The organism is uncultured Winogradskyella sp., from assembly GCF_947498345.1.
Classification (GTDB): Bacteria; Bacteroidota; Bacteroidia; order Flavobacteriales; family Flavobacteriaceae; genus Winogradskyella.
In genome coordinates this window covers 1-17,262 of record NZ_CANMJY010000011.1, presented here as the reverse complement: position 1 = coordinate 17,262, position 17,262 = coordinate 1, and the positions used below count along the sequence as shown (strand labels likewise).

The following is a 17,262-nucleotide window of genomic DNA, read 5'->3' as shown; positions in this document are numbered from 1 at the left end:
TATGGCGGTTTTTAGTCTGGATGATATTAACCAAATGCACCACTTGTATCGTATCAACCTTATAAACAGTTGTAGTGGTTACAAGTCTGCTAATTTAATAGGTACTAAGGACAAATTAGGCACATCTAATGTTGCAGTGTTTAGTTCTGTTACACACTTAGGTTCTAATCCTGGACTGCTTGGATTCTTTTTAAGACCTACAACTGTTATTAGAAATACTTACGATAACATAAAAACTACAGGAAAATATACCCTAAATCATATTCACGAAGATATTTTAGAAGATGCTCATCATACATCTGCTAAATATGATTCTGATATTTCTGAGTTTGATGTTACATCATTAAAAGAAGAGTATAAAGACAATTTCATTGCACCATTTGTAAAGGGATGTCCAATACAACTCGCAATGAGTTATGTTGAAGAATATCCTATCAAGGCAAATAACACTATCTTACTTATTGGCAAAATTGAAAAGCTTTATGTATCAGATAATTTATTAGAAAAAGATGGTTTTATCAACTTATCCAAAGCCAAAGTAGCTTCAATTAATGGCTTAGATGGTTATACGATACCAGAATTAAAGACACGATTAGAATACCAACGGCCAAAACTAGATCTAGCAACTCATAATGACTAATGCGAATATTAATTACAGGCACAACAGGCTATATTGCCAAACGACTAGCACTACAGCTTCTCGAAGCTGAACATGAGCTTGTTTGTTGTGTTCGTGATATCAATCGTATTCCTGACGAAATAGAAGAACATCCTTTATGTTCTTTCATTAAAATGGATTTTCTAAGTCCAGAGCCTAACAAAATTCCTAAAAACATAGATGCAGCCTATTACCTCATCCATTCTATGGCAACAGATGCTGATGATTTTGAATCTCTAGAACGTCAATGCGCTCAGAATTTTAAAAGCTTAGTAGAAGCAACAAATTGTAAGCAGGTTATTTATCTCAGCGGTATAGTTAATGACGATTCTTTATCTAAACATCTAAAGTCGCGCTTACAGGTTGAAGAAACGTTAAAATCCGACGATTATGCCTTAACTATTTTTAGAGCAGGAATTATTGTCGGGAGCGGAAGTGCATCGTTTGAAATCATTAGAGATATTGTTGAAAAGCTTCCCTTTATGATTACACCAAAATGGTTAAATACCAAAACTCAACCATTAGGTATTAGAGATGTCCTCACCTACTTATCTGGTGCATTGAACAAGGAAACACTTTACAATAAGTCCTATGATATTTTTGGTCCTGAAATACTGACTTACAAAGAAATGCTATTACAATTTGCTGAAGTGCGTGGGCTAAAACGTTATATCTACACTTTACCTGTGCTTACACCAAAATTGTCATCCTATTGGTTATACTTTGTAACGTCTACCTCTTTTCAGTTGGCTCAGGCTCTTGTAGACAGCATGAAGGTTGAAGTCATTGGCAAACCTAGTGATATCAATGCGTACATAGATATTCAACCCATGACCTACAAAACTGCTGTGAATCTAGCTTTTCAACGCATACAACAAAACTCAGTTATTTCAAGTTGGAAAGATGCCGTAAGCAGTGGTGTTTTTAAAGACCAGTTGTCAAAACACATTGAGCTACCACAATACGGTTGTTTTAAAGATGTACGTTCAAAAACGATTAAAGATGAAGAATTCACGCTCAATCAAATTTGGAGAATTGGTGGCTGTAATGGCTGGTACAGCTATAATAGTCTCTGGAAATTAAGAGGCTATGTAGACAAACTTTTTGGTGGTGTTGGCTTAAGGCGTGGCAGAACTCATGATACTTACTTAGAACCTGGCGATCCTCTCGATTTTTGGCGTGTTCTATTTGCTGATAAAAAAGAAAAACGACTATTGCTCTTTGCCGAAATGAAACTACCGGGTGAAGCTTGGTTAGAATTTAAGATTGTAAAGAACAAGTTGTATCAACGAGCAGTTTTTAGACCAAAAGGGGTCTGGGGAAGATTATATTGGTATATGGTGTTACCATTTCATGCTTTTGTTTTTAAAGGTATGCTTAATGCCTTAGTAGAACCAAAATAAATCCTAACTTGTAAGCTTCCTCATTTTAAAACGACAAATTATTCAATACATAAGGCTCATGCTTCGGAACAACTAGATAACTATTTTTATTACATTCTTAATTCTGTGTTAATTTTTGTTTAACTTTTTAATTAAAAAATTAAACATTTTGTATATTTACATAGTAATGATACTTAACACAACACACCATAATCCTGAACATAAGCAAATTATAGCTGACTTAGTTGGCAGTCCATTTAGTTTGGTACAGAAATTGAAAATGAAAGGTGTAGGATCTAAACGCATGATTATTGACGAAGTAAGTCCTAACATGCAAAGCATGATGAACAAAGTATCTGACCTAAATTACGGAAATATAGAATTACGCCCAAAAGGTGTATTGGTAATGATTAATCAAGGCTTAAAAAATTTTACATGGATTATACCTTATTACCAATTGGTAATTTATAAAACAAATGGATCTAGCCTACATGCACAAGGTCGATTTGTTCATTTTAGAAACAATAAGACCTTCAAGGAAAATAAAAAATTCTTTGACAAGTTATTAAACGAGAAAGTAAAGTACGATATGCAATACGCCATGCCTCAAAATACATGAATTTAGAGACTAGAGACATTGATCGTATTATAGAAATGGCATGGGAAGACCGAACACCATTTGAAGCTATAAAATTTCAGTTTGGCATCAAAGAACAAGAAGTCATAGAAGTAATGCGAAAAGAAATGAAGCCAAGTAGCTTCAAAATGTGGAGAGAGCGTGTGCAAGGCAGAACCACAAAACACAGTAAAAAAAGAACGTTTAACAAAGGCAGATTTAAATGTTCGCGTCAAAGAACAATAACAAATAACTCTATTTCAAAACGTTAACACGTGCTTTGATTTAAGCTTGGAGTACTTAAAGACAGCACATTAAAAAGATTTTTATGGACACTACAATTTCCACCAAAAATGGTCATGAGTTAAAAGAATTTTCAATTGAAGATATTGGAGATGACCATTTATTTACAAGTCTTGAGACACCCATGAAGCCCAACGCTTTTGACATGTCTAATGATGAAAAGAAGCAACGAATTTCTATACTATTTTCTGAGATAATGGATGTGTTAGGCTTAGACCTAACAGACGACTCATTAAAAGGCACACCAGATCGTGTTGCTAAAATGTATATCGAAGAAATATTTTCAGGTTTAGACCCAGAAAATAAGCCAAAAGTTGCCTTATTTGATAATAAGTACCAGTATAACCAAATGCTGGTTGAAAAGAATATCACATTCTATTCTAATTGCGAGCACCACTTTGTACCAATTATTGGCAGAGCTCATATAGCTTACAAATCATCGGGTAAGGTTATTGGTCTTTCTAAATTAAACCGCATTGTACTATACTATTCAAAGCGTCCTCAGGTACAAGAACGTTTAACTAATCAGATAGCAAATGAACTCAAAACAGTTTTAGAAACAGAAGATATTGCTGTTATTATTGATGCCAAGCATTTATGCGTGTCATCCAGAGGTGTAAAAGATGATACTTCAGCAACTGTGACTACATATTACGGTGGAATATTCAACACACCAGAAAAAATTGTTGAATTACAAAACTATTTAAATAATTAAGCTATGGATATATTACAGAGAGCAAACGAATTTGAAAGCAGAAAATTTTCATTCAAAACAACTAGTGATAGAATTTTAGCCGCTAGAGAAGCCAAAGAAATTATTCTTGGTGTAAATGAAATATATAAACAAAAGAAAGATGCTAAATTGATGGATCTTATGAAGCGTTTAACTGTCATTAAACAAAAAATTGAAAAACGTCTTAAAGGGCGTCCGCTAACAGCAGCATAAAATAAGCAATGAGTAGATTAATAGTAATTGGAGGAAGCAAAGGTATTGGCAATGCGATTGTTAGATCTTTGCTTTCTTCTTATGATGAAGTTGTAAATATTAGTAGAACTGAACCCTCAGAACTTCACAATAATTTAAAACATTACAATTGTGACATCACTAAAGAAGAATTACCAGATATAGATTCAGCAGATGGTCTTGTATATTGTCCCGGAAGTATTAACCTCAAACCTATTAATCGATTGAGCATTGAAGACTTTAAAAATGATTTTGATATTAATGTTCTTGGTGCCGTTAAAGCTATACAGAAGTATTTACCCACTTTAAAAAATGGTAAAAACCCATCAATATTATTATTTAGTACTGTTGCTACAAAATTAGGCATGCCATTCCATGCTAGTGTTGCAGCCTCAAAATCTGCAGTTGAAGGGCTAACAAAGTCTCTAGGTGCTGAATTAGCACCTACAATCAGAGTAAATGCCATAGCACCAACCGTTACTGACACAGAACTAGCTTCAAAACTATTGCGTAATGACAGGATGATTGAAAACATGAACGAACGTCATCCATTAAAAAAATACTTACAACCACAAGAGGTTGCTGATATGGCAGCATTCTTATTATCAAAAAAAGCTGGGTCAATCTCTGGACAAGTATTTGAAATGGATTGTGGTATTGTAAGCTTTAAAATATAATCATATGAATCCTGTAAAGGCATTTGTAAGCACATTAACAGCTACAAACAAAGCGATTAATCAAAAAGCATCTAAATCCATACATGATATTAAAATCAATAGCTTACAGGGCATCCCTATTAACCTATTTGAATTTAAAGGAAAATGCATTTTATTTGTTAATGTAGCTTCAAAATGTGGATTTACACCACAATATAAAGAACTTCAACAATTACAAGATACGTATAACGATAAATTAGTTGTAATAGGTGTACCATGTAATCAATTTGGAAAGCAAGAGCCTGGAAGCTCTGATGAAATTCAAGAATTTTGTAAGGTCAATTATGGTGTATCATTTTTAATAACGGAAAAGATAGATGTTAAAGGATCAAATCAACATCCTCTGTATGAATGGCTAACAACTAAAGCTATCAATGGCAAACAGAACTCTAGAGTAAAATGGAATTTTCAGAAGTACTTAGTTGATAAAGAAGGGGAATTTTTAGATTACTACTACTCTGTTACCAAGCCAACAAATTCAAGAATCACAAAACACTTAAAGTAATGTTTGGATTATTTAAAAAAACTTCAGAATTAGAAAAACTTCAAAAGCAATACGAAAAACTCATGGCCGATTGGCATAAATTGTCAACCACAAATCGGGCAGAAAGTGATAAAAAGTATGCCGAAGCGCAAAAAATTTTAGAACGCATAGAAACGATTAAAGCATAGGCTTTGAAGAAAGGGTATTACATCATTATTTTTCTAATTATCAACTTTGGCGGTCTGGCTATTGGAAGTTGGTTTATGGGAGATGCTGTTTCTGGCGAATGGTACAGCAATTTAAATAAGGCACCATGGACGCCTCCTGGATGGGTATTTGGTTTTGCATGGACAACGATAATGCTATGTTTTTCTTACTATTTAGCAGAACTTTTTGTAGAAAGATCAAAAACAACTCTTTGGTTTGTCTTTTTATTAGCATGGTTACTAAATGTAAGCTGGAGCTGGTTTTTCTTTAATCAAAAAATGATTAGTACAGGACTAATTGTCCTAATTCTATTAACACTAATCATTCTATATCTCTTTGTAACATATAGACACGATAGACTGAAATGGGCTAAATACCTATTGCTACCATATCTTATTTGGCTTTGTATAGCAACTTCTTTGAATAGCTATATTTTACTATACAACTAGTTATGAAAATTTACACCTTACATAAAAAACAAAAACTACCTATAAGCGTAGATAAAGCCTGGGAATTCTTATCCAGTCCAAAAAATCTAAAAACTATAACACCAGATTATATGGGCTTTAACATACTTTCTGGTGTAGAAAAGCCTATGTTTCCTGGGCAAATTATTCAATATATTGTAACACCCGTTTTAGGTATTAAAACAAAATGGGTTACTGAAATAACTCATGTAAAGGACAAAGAATATTTTGTTGATGAGCAACGTTTTGGCCCTTATGCTTTATGGCATCACAAACATTTTATTAAAGCTATAAAAGGAGGTATAGAAATGGAAGATATTATAGATTATAAAATTCCTATGGGATTTTTAGGTCAGATGATACACCCTATTTTAGTAAAACCTAAACTTGAAGAGATTTTTAATTACAGAACTAAAAAATTAGAAGAACTATTCGGTAAATATGACTAAAAAAATAAATGTTTTTTGGTTTAGAAGAGACTTGAGGTTAGATGATAATGTTGGATTTTACAAAGCTTTAAAAAGTGACAATTCTGTAATACCTATATTTATTTTTGATACTGAAATTTTAAACAAATTGCCTAAACATGATGCACGTGTAACTTTCATTTTTGAAACACTACAAAGTATAAGGGAAACACTACAAAACGCATATGGAAGTGGTATTGCAATGTTCCATGGAAAACCAATTGATATATACAAGCAACTTGTTAAAGATTATGATATAGAAACAGTTTACACTAATCATGATTATGAGCCCTATGCCATAAAACGAGATAAAGAAATTAAATCATTCTTAGAAGGTAACAACATCAGATTTAAAACTTACAAGGATCAGGTTATTTTTGAAAAAAATGAGATCGTAAAAAAGGATGGTAATCCTTATGTAGTTTATACACCATACATGCGCACATGGAAAGAGAAATTTAACTCCTTAGACTTAAATTTTCATCCCTCAGAAAATGCACTGGACAACACAATTAAGGATATAAACTTACCCAATATAAACCTTTTAGATATGGGCTTTGAAAAATCAAGTCAAGAAATAGTACCATATAAAGTAACACCTACTTTGATTCAACAATATGAAGCAACACGAAATTTCCCTGCAAAAAATGCTACATCTCGTTTGGGGCCTCACCTTAGATTTGGCACTATAAGCATTCGTAAAATAATGCAAAAAGCGATTGCAGAAAAGAATGAAATCTTTTGGCAAGAATTGATTTGGCGTGAGTTCTTTATGCAAATACTTTGGCATTTCCCTCATACTAAAGACAAAGCTTTTAAAGCAAAATACGATAGAATTGAATGGAGAAACAACGAAGAAGAATTTAAATTATGGTGTGAAGGTAAAACTGGCTATCCTTTAGTTGATGCTGGTATGCGCGAATTAAATGAAACAGGATTTATGCACAATCGCGTACGCATGCTCGTTGGTAGTTTTTTATGCAAACATCTTTTAATAGATTGGCGCTGGGGCGAAGCCTATTTTGCAAAAAAATTATATGACTACGAAATGGCCAGCAATGTTGGTAATTGGCAATGGGTTGCTGGATCTGGTGTTGATGCTGCTCCATATTTTAGAATCTTTAACCCTACCTCACAAATTCAAAAGTTTGATAAAAAACAAGAATATATCAAAAAATGGGTTCCTGATTACCAAGAGTTAACTTATCCTCTACCAATAGTAGAGCATAAAGCAGCTAGAGAACGCTGTTTAAAAATTTACAAATCCGCATTAAATTAACACTTAAAACAAAATAATATTATTTTTTTAACAATTTAAACAATAATACAAAAAACACAACGTTAAGAGTTGTAAGACTTACCAGTCTTAACCGAAATAACCATTTCAATAAACAATTTTAAAAGCTCTGATTAGTTTCAGAGCTTTTTATTTATATAGTGACATAATCCTAACATTCTTTTAAGATAACTCATTTATGTTTTTAGTTAAATTTAATGCACTAATTAAAAATCAAAATAATTATGAGTACTTGGGATGTTGCTAAAAAATGGCACCAAATGTGTGCTGAGGGCAAAAATCTAGAATGCGTTAACGAACTGTATGCAGAAAATGTTACAAGTAGAGAAATGCCTGGAATGCCTGGAGAAATCACTACTGGAAAACAAGAGGTTTGGAACAAAAACAAAGAATGGTTAGATAACGTTGCTGAATGGCATGGTGGTGAAATTAGTGAACCTGTTGTTGCAGGAAATCATTTCACAACCAAAATGACTTTTGATGTCACTTTTAAAGACAGAGGTAGACAGCAAATGGAAGAGGTCGCAGTATTTGGTGTTAACGACGGAAAAATTGTTAGTGAGCAATTTTTTTATTCAATGGAATGATGAATCACACATCATAATTAAACAAAAGCTTCAAGATACATGAAGCTTTTGTTTAATTATTGCGCATCAATTTAAAAAATTAATTCCCTTCCAAACGTTCAATCTTAGCTCCAATAGCTCTTAAACGTTCGTCAATATTTTCATATCCACGATCAATCTGCTCTATATTGTGTATTATCGATGTCCCTTTGGCTGATAACGCTGCAATTAGCAATGAAACACCAGCTCTAATATCTGGCGATGTCATTGTAGTTGCCTTTAATGTAGATTTAAAATCATGTCCTATAACAGTAGCTCTATGTGGGTCGCAAAGAATAATCTTAGCTCCCATATCAATCAGCTTATCTACAAAGAATAAACGGCTTTCAAACATTTTTTGATGCACTACTGCACTTCCCCTTGCTTGTGTTAAAACCGTTAAGATAATACTTAACAAATCAGGCGTAAATCCTGGCCATGGTGCATCTGCAATGGTTAAGATAGAGCCATCAATATAATTTTGCACTTCATATCCATTAATATGTGCTGGAATATGTATATCATCACCTTGACGTTCAATATTAATGCCTATTTTTCTAAATACACTAGGTATTACACCTAAATCATCCCAACTCACATTGGTTATGGTTAATTCGCTTTTTGTCATCGCAGCTAAACCAATCCAACTACCAATCTCAATCATATCTGGCAACATCCTGTGCTCAGTTCCACCAAGCTCATCAACCCCTTCTATAGTCAATAGATTAGAACCTACTCCAGATATTTTTGCTCCCATTCGGTTAAGCATTTTACACAACTGTTGCAAATAAGGTTCGCATGCCGCATTATAGATTGTTGTAGTTCCTTCAGCTAATACAGCAGCCATAACGATGTTAGCTGTTCCTGTCACAGAAGCTTCATCTAAAAGCATATAAGTACCTTTTAACTTATCGGCTTCTACTCCATAAAACAAATCGTCTCTATTATAACGAAATTTTGCGCCAAGATTAATAAAACCTTCAAAGTGTGTATCTAAGCGTCGACGACCAATTTTATCACCACCAGGTTTTGGGATGTAGCCTTTTCCAAAACGCCCTAGTAATGGACCAACAATCATAATAGAACCTCTTAATCCTTTTCCGTCTTCCTTAAATTCTGTAGATTCTAAATATTTAAGATTAATCTCATCCGCTTTAAATGTATAAGACCCTTTTTCTAATTTATTGACTTTTACACCAAGCTTTTTTAGCAAGGCTATAAGTTTATTTACATCAATAATATCAGGTATGTTATCTATTCTAATTTCTTCCGCAGATAAAAGTACTGCACATAGAATTTGTAAAGCTTCGTTTTTTGCTCCTTGAGGCTGAATTTTCCCTTTAAGCTGGTGACCTCCTTCAATTTTAAATGTTCCCATACGTTTTAGTAACGTTTTCTGTTATTGGAATATTTCTTTTTAGACTTTTTAGAATGACTTTTATTACTGTACTTAGATTTAGAGCGCATTAAGCTTGATGCATCACTTAAATCTTCGTCACTATCTTTAAGATTTAATTGTCCATTAGACAGTTCATAAAGATGATCAAAAATGACTGCATCTTCAACGGTATCTTTATTCCAGTTCAGAAAACATTTTTTCATATGGTTGGCAATGGTATAAACCAAAGCTTGCTTTAGCTCACCATCTTCCCAACTTACAGCCACATCAATCATCGTTTTAATGTTGTTACCATAAAAACGGTATTTAGGATGGTTTTGCGGATACCTTAAAGGTTCTGGTCTGGATTTTAATTCTTCTTCTGAAGGTTTTTCAAAAGGTGAATCTGCATCTAACTCAAAGTCGGACATAATAAAAAGCTGGTCCCATAATTTGTGTTGAAAATCTGGCACATCACGTAAATGTGGCTGTAGATTTCCCATGACCGAAATTATAGCCTTGGCTACTTTGTTACGTTCTTCTTTTGTTTCGCGTGTTTTTGCATAATTAATCATCTTCTGTAGATGACGTCCATATTCTGGTATAATTAAGTGCTCGCGTTCTGTGTTGTATTCTAAATCGTCAATCAAAATTAAAATTTGTGTAGTAAATAATATAAAAAACCCGAAGTCTCTAGGTTTTGTTGCAAAGTACAAAAATTTAAGCAGTCAAAAAGGAATTTTATAAGGAAATTACTCCTTCTACATTTTCGGCGACCTCTTTATACTTAGCTATCACAGCTTCAGGGTTTTTCATTCTAACATTTATAGATACACTTGTGTATTTACCATTTTTTGAGGTATTGGTATTAATCACTGCTCCTAAATCGTTAAAAAGATTTTCTATATCCTGAATTCCCGAACCTTTAGAAATTACAATAAACTTGTACAAGTACTCTGATGGCCAGAGTGTGGTATCATATAATTGTGATTTTAATTTCTCGTAAAATTCGTCGTTTTTCTTAGAACTACTCATGCTTATTTTTTTCAGATGCAAAGATACATTTAACTTTACATTTTTTATATTTAATTTTACTGCAAAAATATTGCCAATTTGAATCCATTAAAAGTTGTCATTGCTGGAGGTCCCGGAACAGGAAAAACATCGATTATAAATCACTTAAAAGAGTGTGGTTTTCTATGCTATGACGAAATTTCGAGAGAGGTAACACTCCAAGCCAGAAAGGATGGAATAGAACAGCTTTTTTTAACTGAATCACTTTTATTTAGTGAAAAACTTTTAGAAGGAAGGACACAACAATTCTTAAATGCCGAAAAAGAAAATGAAAACGTTGTCTTTTTAGACAGAGGTTTGCCAGATGTTATCGCTTATATGGATTATGTTGGTGATAACTATCCTAAGCATTTTATTAGAGCTTGTGAAAATCATCAATATGACCTTATTTTTGTTTTAGCCCCTTGGCAAGAGATTTTCACTAGTGATAGTGAACGTTACGAAAACTTTGAACAAGCCATAGAAATTCATCATCAACTCTTAAAAACCTATATGCGTTTTGATTATCAACTCATTGATGTACCGTTTGGAACCGTTGAAACAAGAGCAGATTTTGTTTTAGATTACTTAAATTTAGGATAATGCATCCAATAGAAGTCTTAGAGCGTTACTGGAGCTATACCAACTTTAGACCTTTACAAGAAGCCATCATTACTTCGGCTTTAGACAATGAAGATACATTTGCTTTGTTACCTACTGGAGGTGGTAAATCGATATGCTTTCAAATTCCTGCATTAATCAAGGATGGAATTTGTATTGTGGTTTCGCCCTTAATTGCCTTAATGAAAGATCAGGTAAATACCTTAAAGCAAAAAGGTATTAAAGCTATAGCTCTAACCTCTGGAATGTCTTATAACGATTTAGACACCCAATTAGACAATTGCATTTATGGTGGTTACAAGTTTTTATATCTATCTCCTGAACGCTTACAACAACCTCTTGTGCAAGAGCGCATTCAAAAAATGAAAGTGAATCTTATAGCTGTTGATGAGGCACATTGTATTAGTCAATGGGGAAATGATTTTAGGCCTGCATATAAAAACATTTCTATTTTAAGGCAAATTCACCCACATACAAATTGTATAGCACTAACCGCAACTGCAAAACATAATGTAGTTAATGACATTATAAAAAACCTTGATTTTGTTAATCCAAAGATTTATAAAGCCTCTTTTTCCAGATCTAATATTGCTTATCATGTAATACATACGGACGATAAATTATTTCAACTTGAGCATGTATTAAAAACATATAAAGGTGCATCCATTATTTATGTAAGAAACCGAAGAGCTACAACAGACATAAATAATTATTTACAAGCCAAAGGATTTTCTTCAACATATTACCATGGAGGTATTACTAATAAAGAAAAACAGGAACGCTTACAGCAATGGCTAAATGGGCAAACAGAAATTATGGTGGCAACTACCGCTTTTGGAATGGGAATTGATAAGGCTAATGTAAAAACCGTAATTCATTTTAATTTACCTGAAAGTCTGGAAAGTTATTATCAAGAAGCTGGTCGTGCTGGTCGAGATGGGACATTAGCACATGCTATTGTATTAAAACAACATATTGATGAAGAGCATTTACGCAGTCAGTTTTTAAGTACACTTCCATCAATTGATTTTATAAAGAGAGTTTACATAAAACTTTGTAACTATTTTCAAGTTGCATATGGTGAAGGTGAAAACACCACATATCAGTTTGATTTTAAATCCTTCTGTACTGCATACAAATTGAATCCAGGTATTACATATAATGCATTATTGTTGTTAGATAGAAACGCAATCATCTCCTTAACCCAGCATTTCAATTTTAGAACAAAGATTCAGTTTTTAACTTCTAATACTGTACTATTTGAATATCTGGAAAATCATTTAGAATTAAATACTGTGGTAAAGGTGTTATTAAGAACTTATGGAGGCATTTTTGATTATGACACTAAGGTGAATCTAAACTTAGTGATTCAGAAAGCAAATCTTTCAGAAAAGCAAGTGATTGCGCAGTTACAAAAATTAGAAAGTGATAAAGTGATCAGCCTTAATATAGCCAATACAGATTCTGAAATTACATTTTTAAAACCTCGAGAAGATGATATTACTATAAACCCTATTGCAAAAATTATTGAACAGCAGCACAAGTTAAAACATCGACAGATTGAAGCTGTCCTCAGTTACATCAACAACGATTTCGTTTGTAAAAACCAACAACTTCTCGCTTATTTTGGCGAAAAAATAAAGCAAGTTTGCGGACAGTGCACAGTGTGTGTAGAGAAAAATCCAAAGGCAAATAGCGCTTTTGAAAATGATATTTCCAATAATATATTAAAAGCTTTAAGCACAGAAGATTTATCTTCGCGCCAATTATTAAATATGCTTCATTGCAGTGAAAAGGTGCTTTTACAAAACCTTTCTGAACTGATTGAAATTAATAAGATAAAAATAACCCAGGCTAATACCTACACACTTATATGACAAAAAAACGCGATTTACGGATTGTTTTTATGGGCACACCAGATTTTGCTGTAGCGACTTTAAAAGCACTTATAGAAAATGGTTATAATGTAGTTGGAGTCATTACAGCACCAGATCGCAAAGCAGGTCGTGGACAAAAACTAAGAGCATCTGCTGTTAAAGAATTTGCCTTAGAGCATAACTTACACGTTATGCAACCCAAAAATTTAAAAGCTGAATCCTTTATTGAAAAACTAAAAACACTTAATGCAAATTTGCAAATTATTGTAGCCTTTAGAATGTTACCAAAAGTGGTTTGGCAAATGCCAGAATATGGCACATTTAATCTTCATGCATCATTATTACCACAATACAGAGGAGCAGCACCAATACATTGGGCTATCATTAATGGCGAAACTAAAACTGGTGTGACCACCTTCTTTATTGATGAAAAAATTGACACTGGAGCTATTATTATTAAGGAGGAGACCAAAATTAGCAATGATATGACTGTAGGCGAACTACATGATAAATTAATGACCACTGGAAGCAATCTGGTAATTAAAACGGTTCAGTTAATTGAAAAGGACGAAGTGTCTACAACTATTCAACCAAAATCTAAAAATTTAAAAACAGCTTACAAACTCAATCGCGACAATTGCAAAATAGATTGGACGCAAAATATAGACACCATATATAATAAGATACGCGGATTAAATCCTTTTCCTGTTGCTTGGTGCTATTTAGATAATAATGAAGACCAACAACTCGCTATTAAACTTTATGGTATAGAAAAAGAGGTTACCAAACATAAACATAAATCAGGATTGATTTTTTCAACCAAAGAAGAATTAAAAGTTTCTTGCTTAGGAGGTTATATAAAAGTAAAAGAAATACAGTTGCCAGGAAAGCGAAAAATGGATGTAAAATCACTATTGAATGGTTTTGAATTTTCTAAATCCGCAAAACTTCTGTAAAGCCTTATTACCATTGGCATCGTAAAAAATCCGACAAAATGCATTCCTTTATTAACAAATGCCATGACTTATTAACAAAATCGCTTATTTCCCTTGCTATTACTTGCGTAGCTTAATATTACTAATAAATTTGTGTACGGATTTTTAACATTCATTATTAAAAACCGAATTTTTAACAATTTAAATTTAAAATTTATGAACAAAACAGATTTAATCAATGGTATGGCAGAGAATGCTGGAATTACAAAAGCAGCTGCAAAAAAAGCATTAGATTCTATGTTAATTGACATCGAGGGAGCTTTACAAAAAGGAAACAGAGTTTCTTTAGTAGGTTTTGGTTCTTGGTCAGTTTCTAGAAGAGCTGCAAGAGACGGAAGAAACCCACAAACTGGTAAGACTATCAAGATTAAAGCTAAAAATGTAGTGAAATTTAAGGCAGGTTCTGACTTAAGTAGCGCTGTAAACTAAGACATTTTTTCTTAAAAATACAGAGCCTGCTCAATGAGCAGGCTTTTTTTTTTTGCTTTAATTTTAAGGTGTTTATGTTGCTTAATTAATAAAAAAAGTCTAGCTTTAGTTATCATAAAGTATACGACAAATGATGACTAAACCCGAAAAAGGCAATTTACTAATTGCAGAACCATCCATAATCGGAGACATCTCATTTAATCGTGCAGTGATTCTTCTGGCAGATCACAATGCTTTAGGATCAGTTGGATTTATACTAAATAAACCTTTAGATTATAACCTTAAAGACTTAATTGATGGCACTGAATCTGAGTTTACCGTTTATAATGGCGGACCAGTAGAACAAGATAATCTCTACTTTATACACAAGTCACCCGAGTTAATACCTAATAGTGTAGAAATATCGAACGGTATTTTTTGGGGAGGAGATTTTAATATTGTATTAGATCTCATCAATGAAAATAAGATTACCAAAAATGACATTCGATTCTTTTTGGGGTATTCTGGTTGGGCAGAACAACAGTTAGATGATGAGCTCGAATCTAATGCATGGCTAGTTTCTGAGAATATCTATGATAATGATATTATTGCAAAATCGTGTAATTCGTTTTGGCGGGAAAAAATGTTAGAGCTTGGTGGTGATTATAGTATCTGGTCAAATGCTCCCGAAAATCCCAGTTATAATTAAGAGCTTAACCTCAACTTTGCATTTATCTTAGTAATCACCTTTTGGGCAAAGTCACTTCCATAAGATTTTTTACGATACTGAGTAATTGGCACTATACCTTTAATCACATTAGTAATAAACAACTCATCTGCTTTTTGAAGCTCAAACGGACTAATTGATGCTTCTTCCACAAATAGGTTTACGTCTTTAGATAAAATTTCCAGAACCTGTTTTCGCATTACACCTTTTAGGCAACCATCCTCTAATGGTGGTGTTTTAATCTTATCACCTTTCACCAAAAATAAATTTCCGTTTAAAGCTTCAATAACATTTTTATTGGTATTAAGAATCAAACAGTTATCAAAATCATTTTCTTTAGCATAAATACTACCAATAACCTGTATTGCTTTGTTATTAGATTTTAATCCAGAAAGCAAGCCTGGTGCCATAAAATAGTCTTTATATAAATCTACGGTATATGCTGCATCAGTAGCAATAGTATAAAATGGATTGTTGTGAGGTTCTGCTATAATATTAAAATTAACAACTGCTTCTTTAGCTGGTAAATACTTACCACCTTCCCCTCTATCGATATTCAATCTTACTCGGGCAGAACTGGTAATTAAATTATTAGCTTCAACCGTTTTTAGAATTTCAGATTCTAGATATTCCATAGTAAAATTCATAGGAATATCCATACGTAAAATACGCATGGATGCCATAAGTCTAAAGTAATGATCTTCCCAAAAAAAGATTTTACCATTAACTACTTTTAAGGTTTCAAAAAGTGCATCACCATACTTGTAGCCTCTATTTTCTGAGGTTAGCTTAGAGTCTGTGTTATTGATTAAGTTGCCATTAAAATTTATCATAAAAAAATGTCCCGATTTAGGTTTAATTAAATCGAGACAAAGATATAATAGTTGAGTTAGTTACGAGTTACCTTGAGCCTAAAACTTGTTTAAGGCTACCTATTTGATTTTCCCAAAGCATTTTTCCTTCTTCTATTTCATCGTCTTCAGCAAAATCAGTAATCATTAACGATACATCTTTAGTGATTTCGTCGACTTGAATTCTAATTTCAAAATAATAAGTCGCGCCATCTTCATCATCGCTTAACCAGCGAAATTTAACACGTTCACCACTTTTCTTAGTCAATAACTTGGCTTGCTCTTCTGAGCCGTCCCAAATAAAAGTAAACAATTCTCCTCGAGAATTGACGTTATCAGCAAACCACTCCGATAAACCAGAAGGTGTAGATATATACTGATATATAAGTGAAGGAGACGCCTGAATGACAAACTCCATTTCATATTTTTCTTTATCGTCCATATAAGCATAGTATTATGTGCTCAATATATACAATTATGGTACAATTCAAAACTTTAAACTAAAATTATTTTTTTTGGATTGTTATGTTTGTTGTCGTAGAATTTGTTTTTATATTTGCAGCCGCAATAATGGCGAGGTAGCTCAGTTGGTTAGAGCGTCGGATTCATAACCCGGAGGTCTCGAGTTCAAATCTCGATCTCGCTACAAAGTGTAAATCACGCCAAAACAGACGGTTTAGTTCACTCTAAACCGTTTTTTTATGCATACTATTTATGAATTAGTTACCTTAGAGTGTCAAAATGAACACGATTTAGAACACACTTTGGAACACAAAACACAATTTTCCGAGCCTAAAGTTTTTGATGCTGGTGGTGATTTAAATAAACGCTGGTACGTTTATTTTTCTTACCGTAACCCTTTAACAGGGAAACTACAACGTCAAAAAAACATCTATGGTAAAGCCAACCGTTTTAAGACCAAGGCTGAACGTTATTCTGTATTAAATCTATATAAAAAACGGTTGCTTAAATTTCTAAAGGAGGGCTACAGCCCTTTTGAAGATAATACCGAATTACATTTTAGAAAAGTTAAGCATAATAGAAACTCTAATCTAAATAGTAAGCAACAACCAAAAAATAAAATGGTTGCAAATTTGGTTGAAGAGCAACAACAACAACAACAACAACAACAACAACAACAACAACAACAACAACAACAACAACAACAACAACAACAACAACAACA

Annotated in this window: 23 protein-coding genes, 1 tRNA gene and 1 pseudogene; 20 read left to right on the top strand and 5 right to left on the bottom strand. The window is 33.0% G+C overall.

Annotated elements, in window-relative coordinates:
• Position 1 precedes the first annotated feature (1 nt).
• The 13 genes from Q0912_RS14145 (at position 2) to Q0912_RS14085 (ending at position 8,148) form a co-directional block, all read left to right on the top strand.
• Positions 2-640 (top strand): flavin reductase, encoded by a 639-nt coding sequence (locus tag Q0912_RS14145; protein ID WP_299116232.1) that lies wholly within the window; start codon positions 2-4, stop codon positions 638-640.
• Complete coding sequence (locus tag Q0912_RS14140) at positions 640-2,061, top strand: SDR family oxidoreductase (protein ID WP_299116230.1); 1,422 nt, start codon at positions 640-642, stop codon at positions 2,059-2,061. Before Q0912_RS14145 ends, Q0912_RS14140 begins: the two co-directional genes overlap by 1 nt.
• A gap of 166 nt (positions 2,062-2,227) precedes the next feature.
• Entirely contained in the window at positions 2,228-2,659 is a 432-nt protein-coding gene (locus tag Q0912_RS14135; RefSeq protein ID WP_299116228.1) for a hypothetical protein, read from the top strand.
• On the top strand, positions 2,656-2,928 hold the full coding sequence (locus Q0912_RS14130) for a TIGR03643 family protein (RefSeq protein ID WP_299116226.1): 273 nt from the start codon (positions 2,656-2,658) through the stop codon (positions 2,926-2,928). The genes Q0912_RS14135 and Q0912_RS14130 overlap by 4 nt, the downstream gene beginning before the upstream one ends.
• Positions 2,929-2,984: 56 nt before the next feature.
• Positions 2,985-3,674 (top strand): GTP cyclohydrolase I FolE, encoded by a 690-nt coding sequence (folE, locus tag Q0912_RS14125; RefSeq protein ID WP_299116224.1) that lies wholly within the window; start codon positions 2,985-2,987, stop codon positions 3,672-3,674.
• 3 nt (positions 3,675-3,677) lie between these two features.
• The gene (locus tag Q0912_RS14120) at positions 3,678-3,905 is read left to right on the top strand and encodes a hypothetical protein (protein ID WP_299116222.1); all 228 of its coding nucleotides are present in this window, start codon (positions 3,678-3,680) and stop codon (positions 3,903-3,905) included.
• 8 nt (positions 3,906-3,913) lie between these two features.
• A complete protein-coding gene (locus Q0912_RS14115) occupies positions 3,914-4,600 on the top strand; it encodes an SDR family oxidoreductase (protein ID WP_299116220.1) in 687 nt (228 codons plus the stop codon).
• A 4-nt stretch (positions 4,601-4,604) separates the two neighbouring features.
• Positions 4,605-5,144 (top strand): glutathione peroxidase, encoded by a 540-nt coding sequence (locus Q0912_RS14110; RefSeq protein ID WP_299116218.1) that lies wholly within the window; start codon positions 4,605-4,607, stop codon positions 5,142-5,144.
• Positions 5,144-5,311, top strand: coding sequence for a Lacal_2735 family protein (locus tag Q0912_RS14105; protein ID WP_299116216.1), 168 nt, complete (start codon positions 5,144-5,146; stop codon positions 5,309-5,311). Before Q0912_RS14110 ends, Q0912_RS14105 begins: the two co-directional genes overlap by 1 nt.
• A 3-nt stretch (positions 5,312-5,314) precedes the next feature.
• Complete coding sequence (locus tag Q0912_RS14100; protein WP_299116214.1) at positions 5,315-5,779, top strand: TspO/MBR family protein; 465 nt, start codon at positions 5,315-5,317, stop codon at positions 5,777-5,779.
• A 2-nt stretch (positions 5,780-5,781) separates the two neighbouring features.
• Positions 5,782-6,246 carry an SRPBCC family protein gene (locus tag Q0912_RS14095; RefSeq protein WP_299116212.1) on the top strand — a complete coding sequence of 155 codons (465 nt, stop codon included), beginning with the start codon at positions 5,782-5,784 and terminating at the stop codon, positions 6,244-6,246.
• Positions 6,239-7,543: a deoxyribodipyrimidine photo-lyase gene (locus Q0912_RS14090; RefSeq protein WP_299116210.1), complete on the top strand. Its 1,305-nt coding sequence runs from the start codon at positions 6,239-6,241 to the stop codon at positions 7,541-7,543. Before Q0912_RS14095 ends, Q0912_RS14090 begins: the two co-directional genes overlap by 8 nt.
• 242 nt (positions 7,544-7,785) lie before the next feature.
• On the top strand, positions 7,786-8,148 hold the full coding sequence (locus Q0912_RS14085) for a nuclear transport factor 2 family protein (RefSeq protein ID WP_299116208.1): 363 nt from the start codon (positions 7,786-7,788) through the stop codon (positions 8,146-8,148).
• Between the two features lie 79 nt (positions 8,149-8,227).
• Here Q0912_RS14085 and murA read toward each other — a convergent pair whose 3' ends face one another.
• From murA to Q0912_RS14070, 3 genes are all read right to left on the bottom strand, one after another.
• A complete protein-coding gene (gene murA, locus Q0912_RS14080) occupies positions 8,228-9,544 on the bottom strand; it encodes a UDP-N-acetylglucosamine 1-carboxyvinyltransferase (protein ID WP_299116206.1) in 1,317 nt (438 codons plus the stop codon).
• A 5-nt stretch (positions 9,545-9,549) separates the two neighbouring features.
• On the bottom strand, positions 9,550-10,194 hold the full coding sequence (locus tag Q0912_RS14075; protein WP_299116204.1) for a DUF4290 domain-containing protein: 645 nt from the start codon (positions 10,192-10,194) through the stop codon (positions 9,550-9,552).
• Positions 10,195-10,285: 91 nt separating this feature from the next.
• Positions 10,286-10,579, bottom strand: coding sequence for a DUF493 family protein (locus tag Q0912_RS14070; protein WP_299116202.1), 294 nt, complete (start codon positions 10,577-10,579; stop codon positions 10,286-10,288).
• Between the two features lie 78 nt (positions 10,580-10,657).
• On the opposite strand from Q0912_RS14070, the gene Q0912_RS14065 reads away from it, so the two are divergent.
• From Q0912_RS14065 to Q0912_RS14045, 5 genes are all read left to right on the top strand, one after another.
• The gene (locus Q0912_RS14065; RefSeq protein WP_299116200.1) at positions 10,658-11,200 is read left to right on the top strand and encodes an ATP-binding protein; all 543 of its coding nucleotides are present in this window, start codon (positions 10,658-10,660) and stop codon (positions 11,198-11,200) included.
• A complete protein-coding gene (locus Q0912_RS14060; RefSeq protein ID WP_299116198.1) occupies positions 11,200-13,095 on the top strand; it encodes a RecQ family ATP-dependent DNA helicase in 1,896 nt (631 codons plus the stop codon). Before Q0912_RS14065 ends, Q0912_RS14060 begins: the two co-directional genes overlap by 1 nt.
• Positions 13,092-14,051, top strand: coding sequence for a methionyl-tRNA formyltransferase (gene fmt, locus Q0912_RS14055; RefSeq protein WP_299116196.1), 960 nt, complete (start codon positions 13,092-13,094; stop codon positions 14,049-14,051). Before Q0912_RS14060 ends, fmt begins: the two co-directional genes overlap by 4 nt.
• 195 nt (positions 14,052-14,246) lie before the next feature.
• The gene (locus Q0912_RS14050; RefSeq protein ID WP_155089579.1) at positions 14,247-14,519 is read left to right on the top strand and encodes an HU family DNA-binding protein; all 273 of its coding nucleotides are present in this window, start codon (positions 14,247-14,249) and stop codon (positions 14,517-14,519) included.
• Positions 14,520-14,649: 130 nt separating this feature from the next.
• Positions 14,650-15,207 (top strand): YqgE/AlgH family protein, encoded by a 558-nt coding sequence (locus Q0912_RS14045; protein WP_299116191.1) that lies wholly within the window; start codon positions 14,650-14,652, stop codon positions 15,205-15,207.
• On the opposite strand, the gene Q0912_RS14040 is transcribed toward Q0912_RS14045, so the two are convergent.
• Together Q0912_RS14040 and Q0912_RS14035 are read right to left on the bottom strand one after the other, a co-directional pair.
• Positions 15,204-16,058: an aminotransferase class IV gene (locus Q0912_RS14040; protein ID WP_299116189.1), complete on the bottom strand. Its 855-nt coding sequence runs from the start codon at positions 16,056-16,058 to the stop codon at positions 15,204-15,206. The genes Q0912_RS14045 and Q0912_RS14040 overlap by 4 nt on opposite strands.
• A 67-nt stretch (positions 16,059-16,125) precedes the next feature.
• Positions 16,126-16,518, bottom strand: coding sequence for an START-like domain-containing protein (locus tag Q0912_RS14035; protein WP_218544287.1), 393 nt, complete (start codon positions 16,516-16,518; stop codon positions 16,126-16,128).
• 130 nt (positions 16,519-16,648) lie between these two features.
• Between Q0912_RS14035 and Q0912_RS14030 the strand changes: the two genes are divergently transcribed.
• Positions 16,649-16,722 (top strand) — tRNA-Met (locus Q0912_RS14030).
• Positions 16,723-16,777: 55 nt separating this feature from the next.
• Positions 16,778-17,262 (top strand): annotated as a pseudogene (locus Q0912_RS14025) (hypothetical protein); the annotation flags it as partial.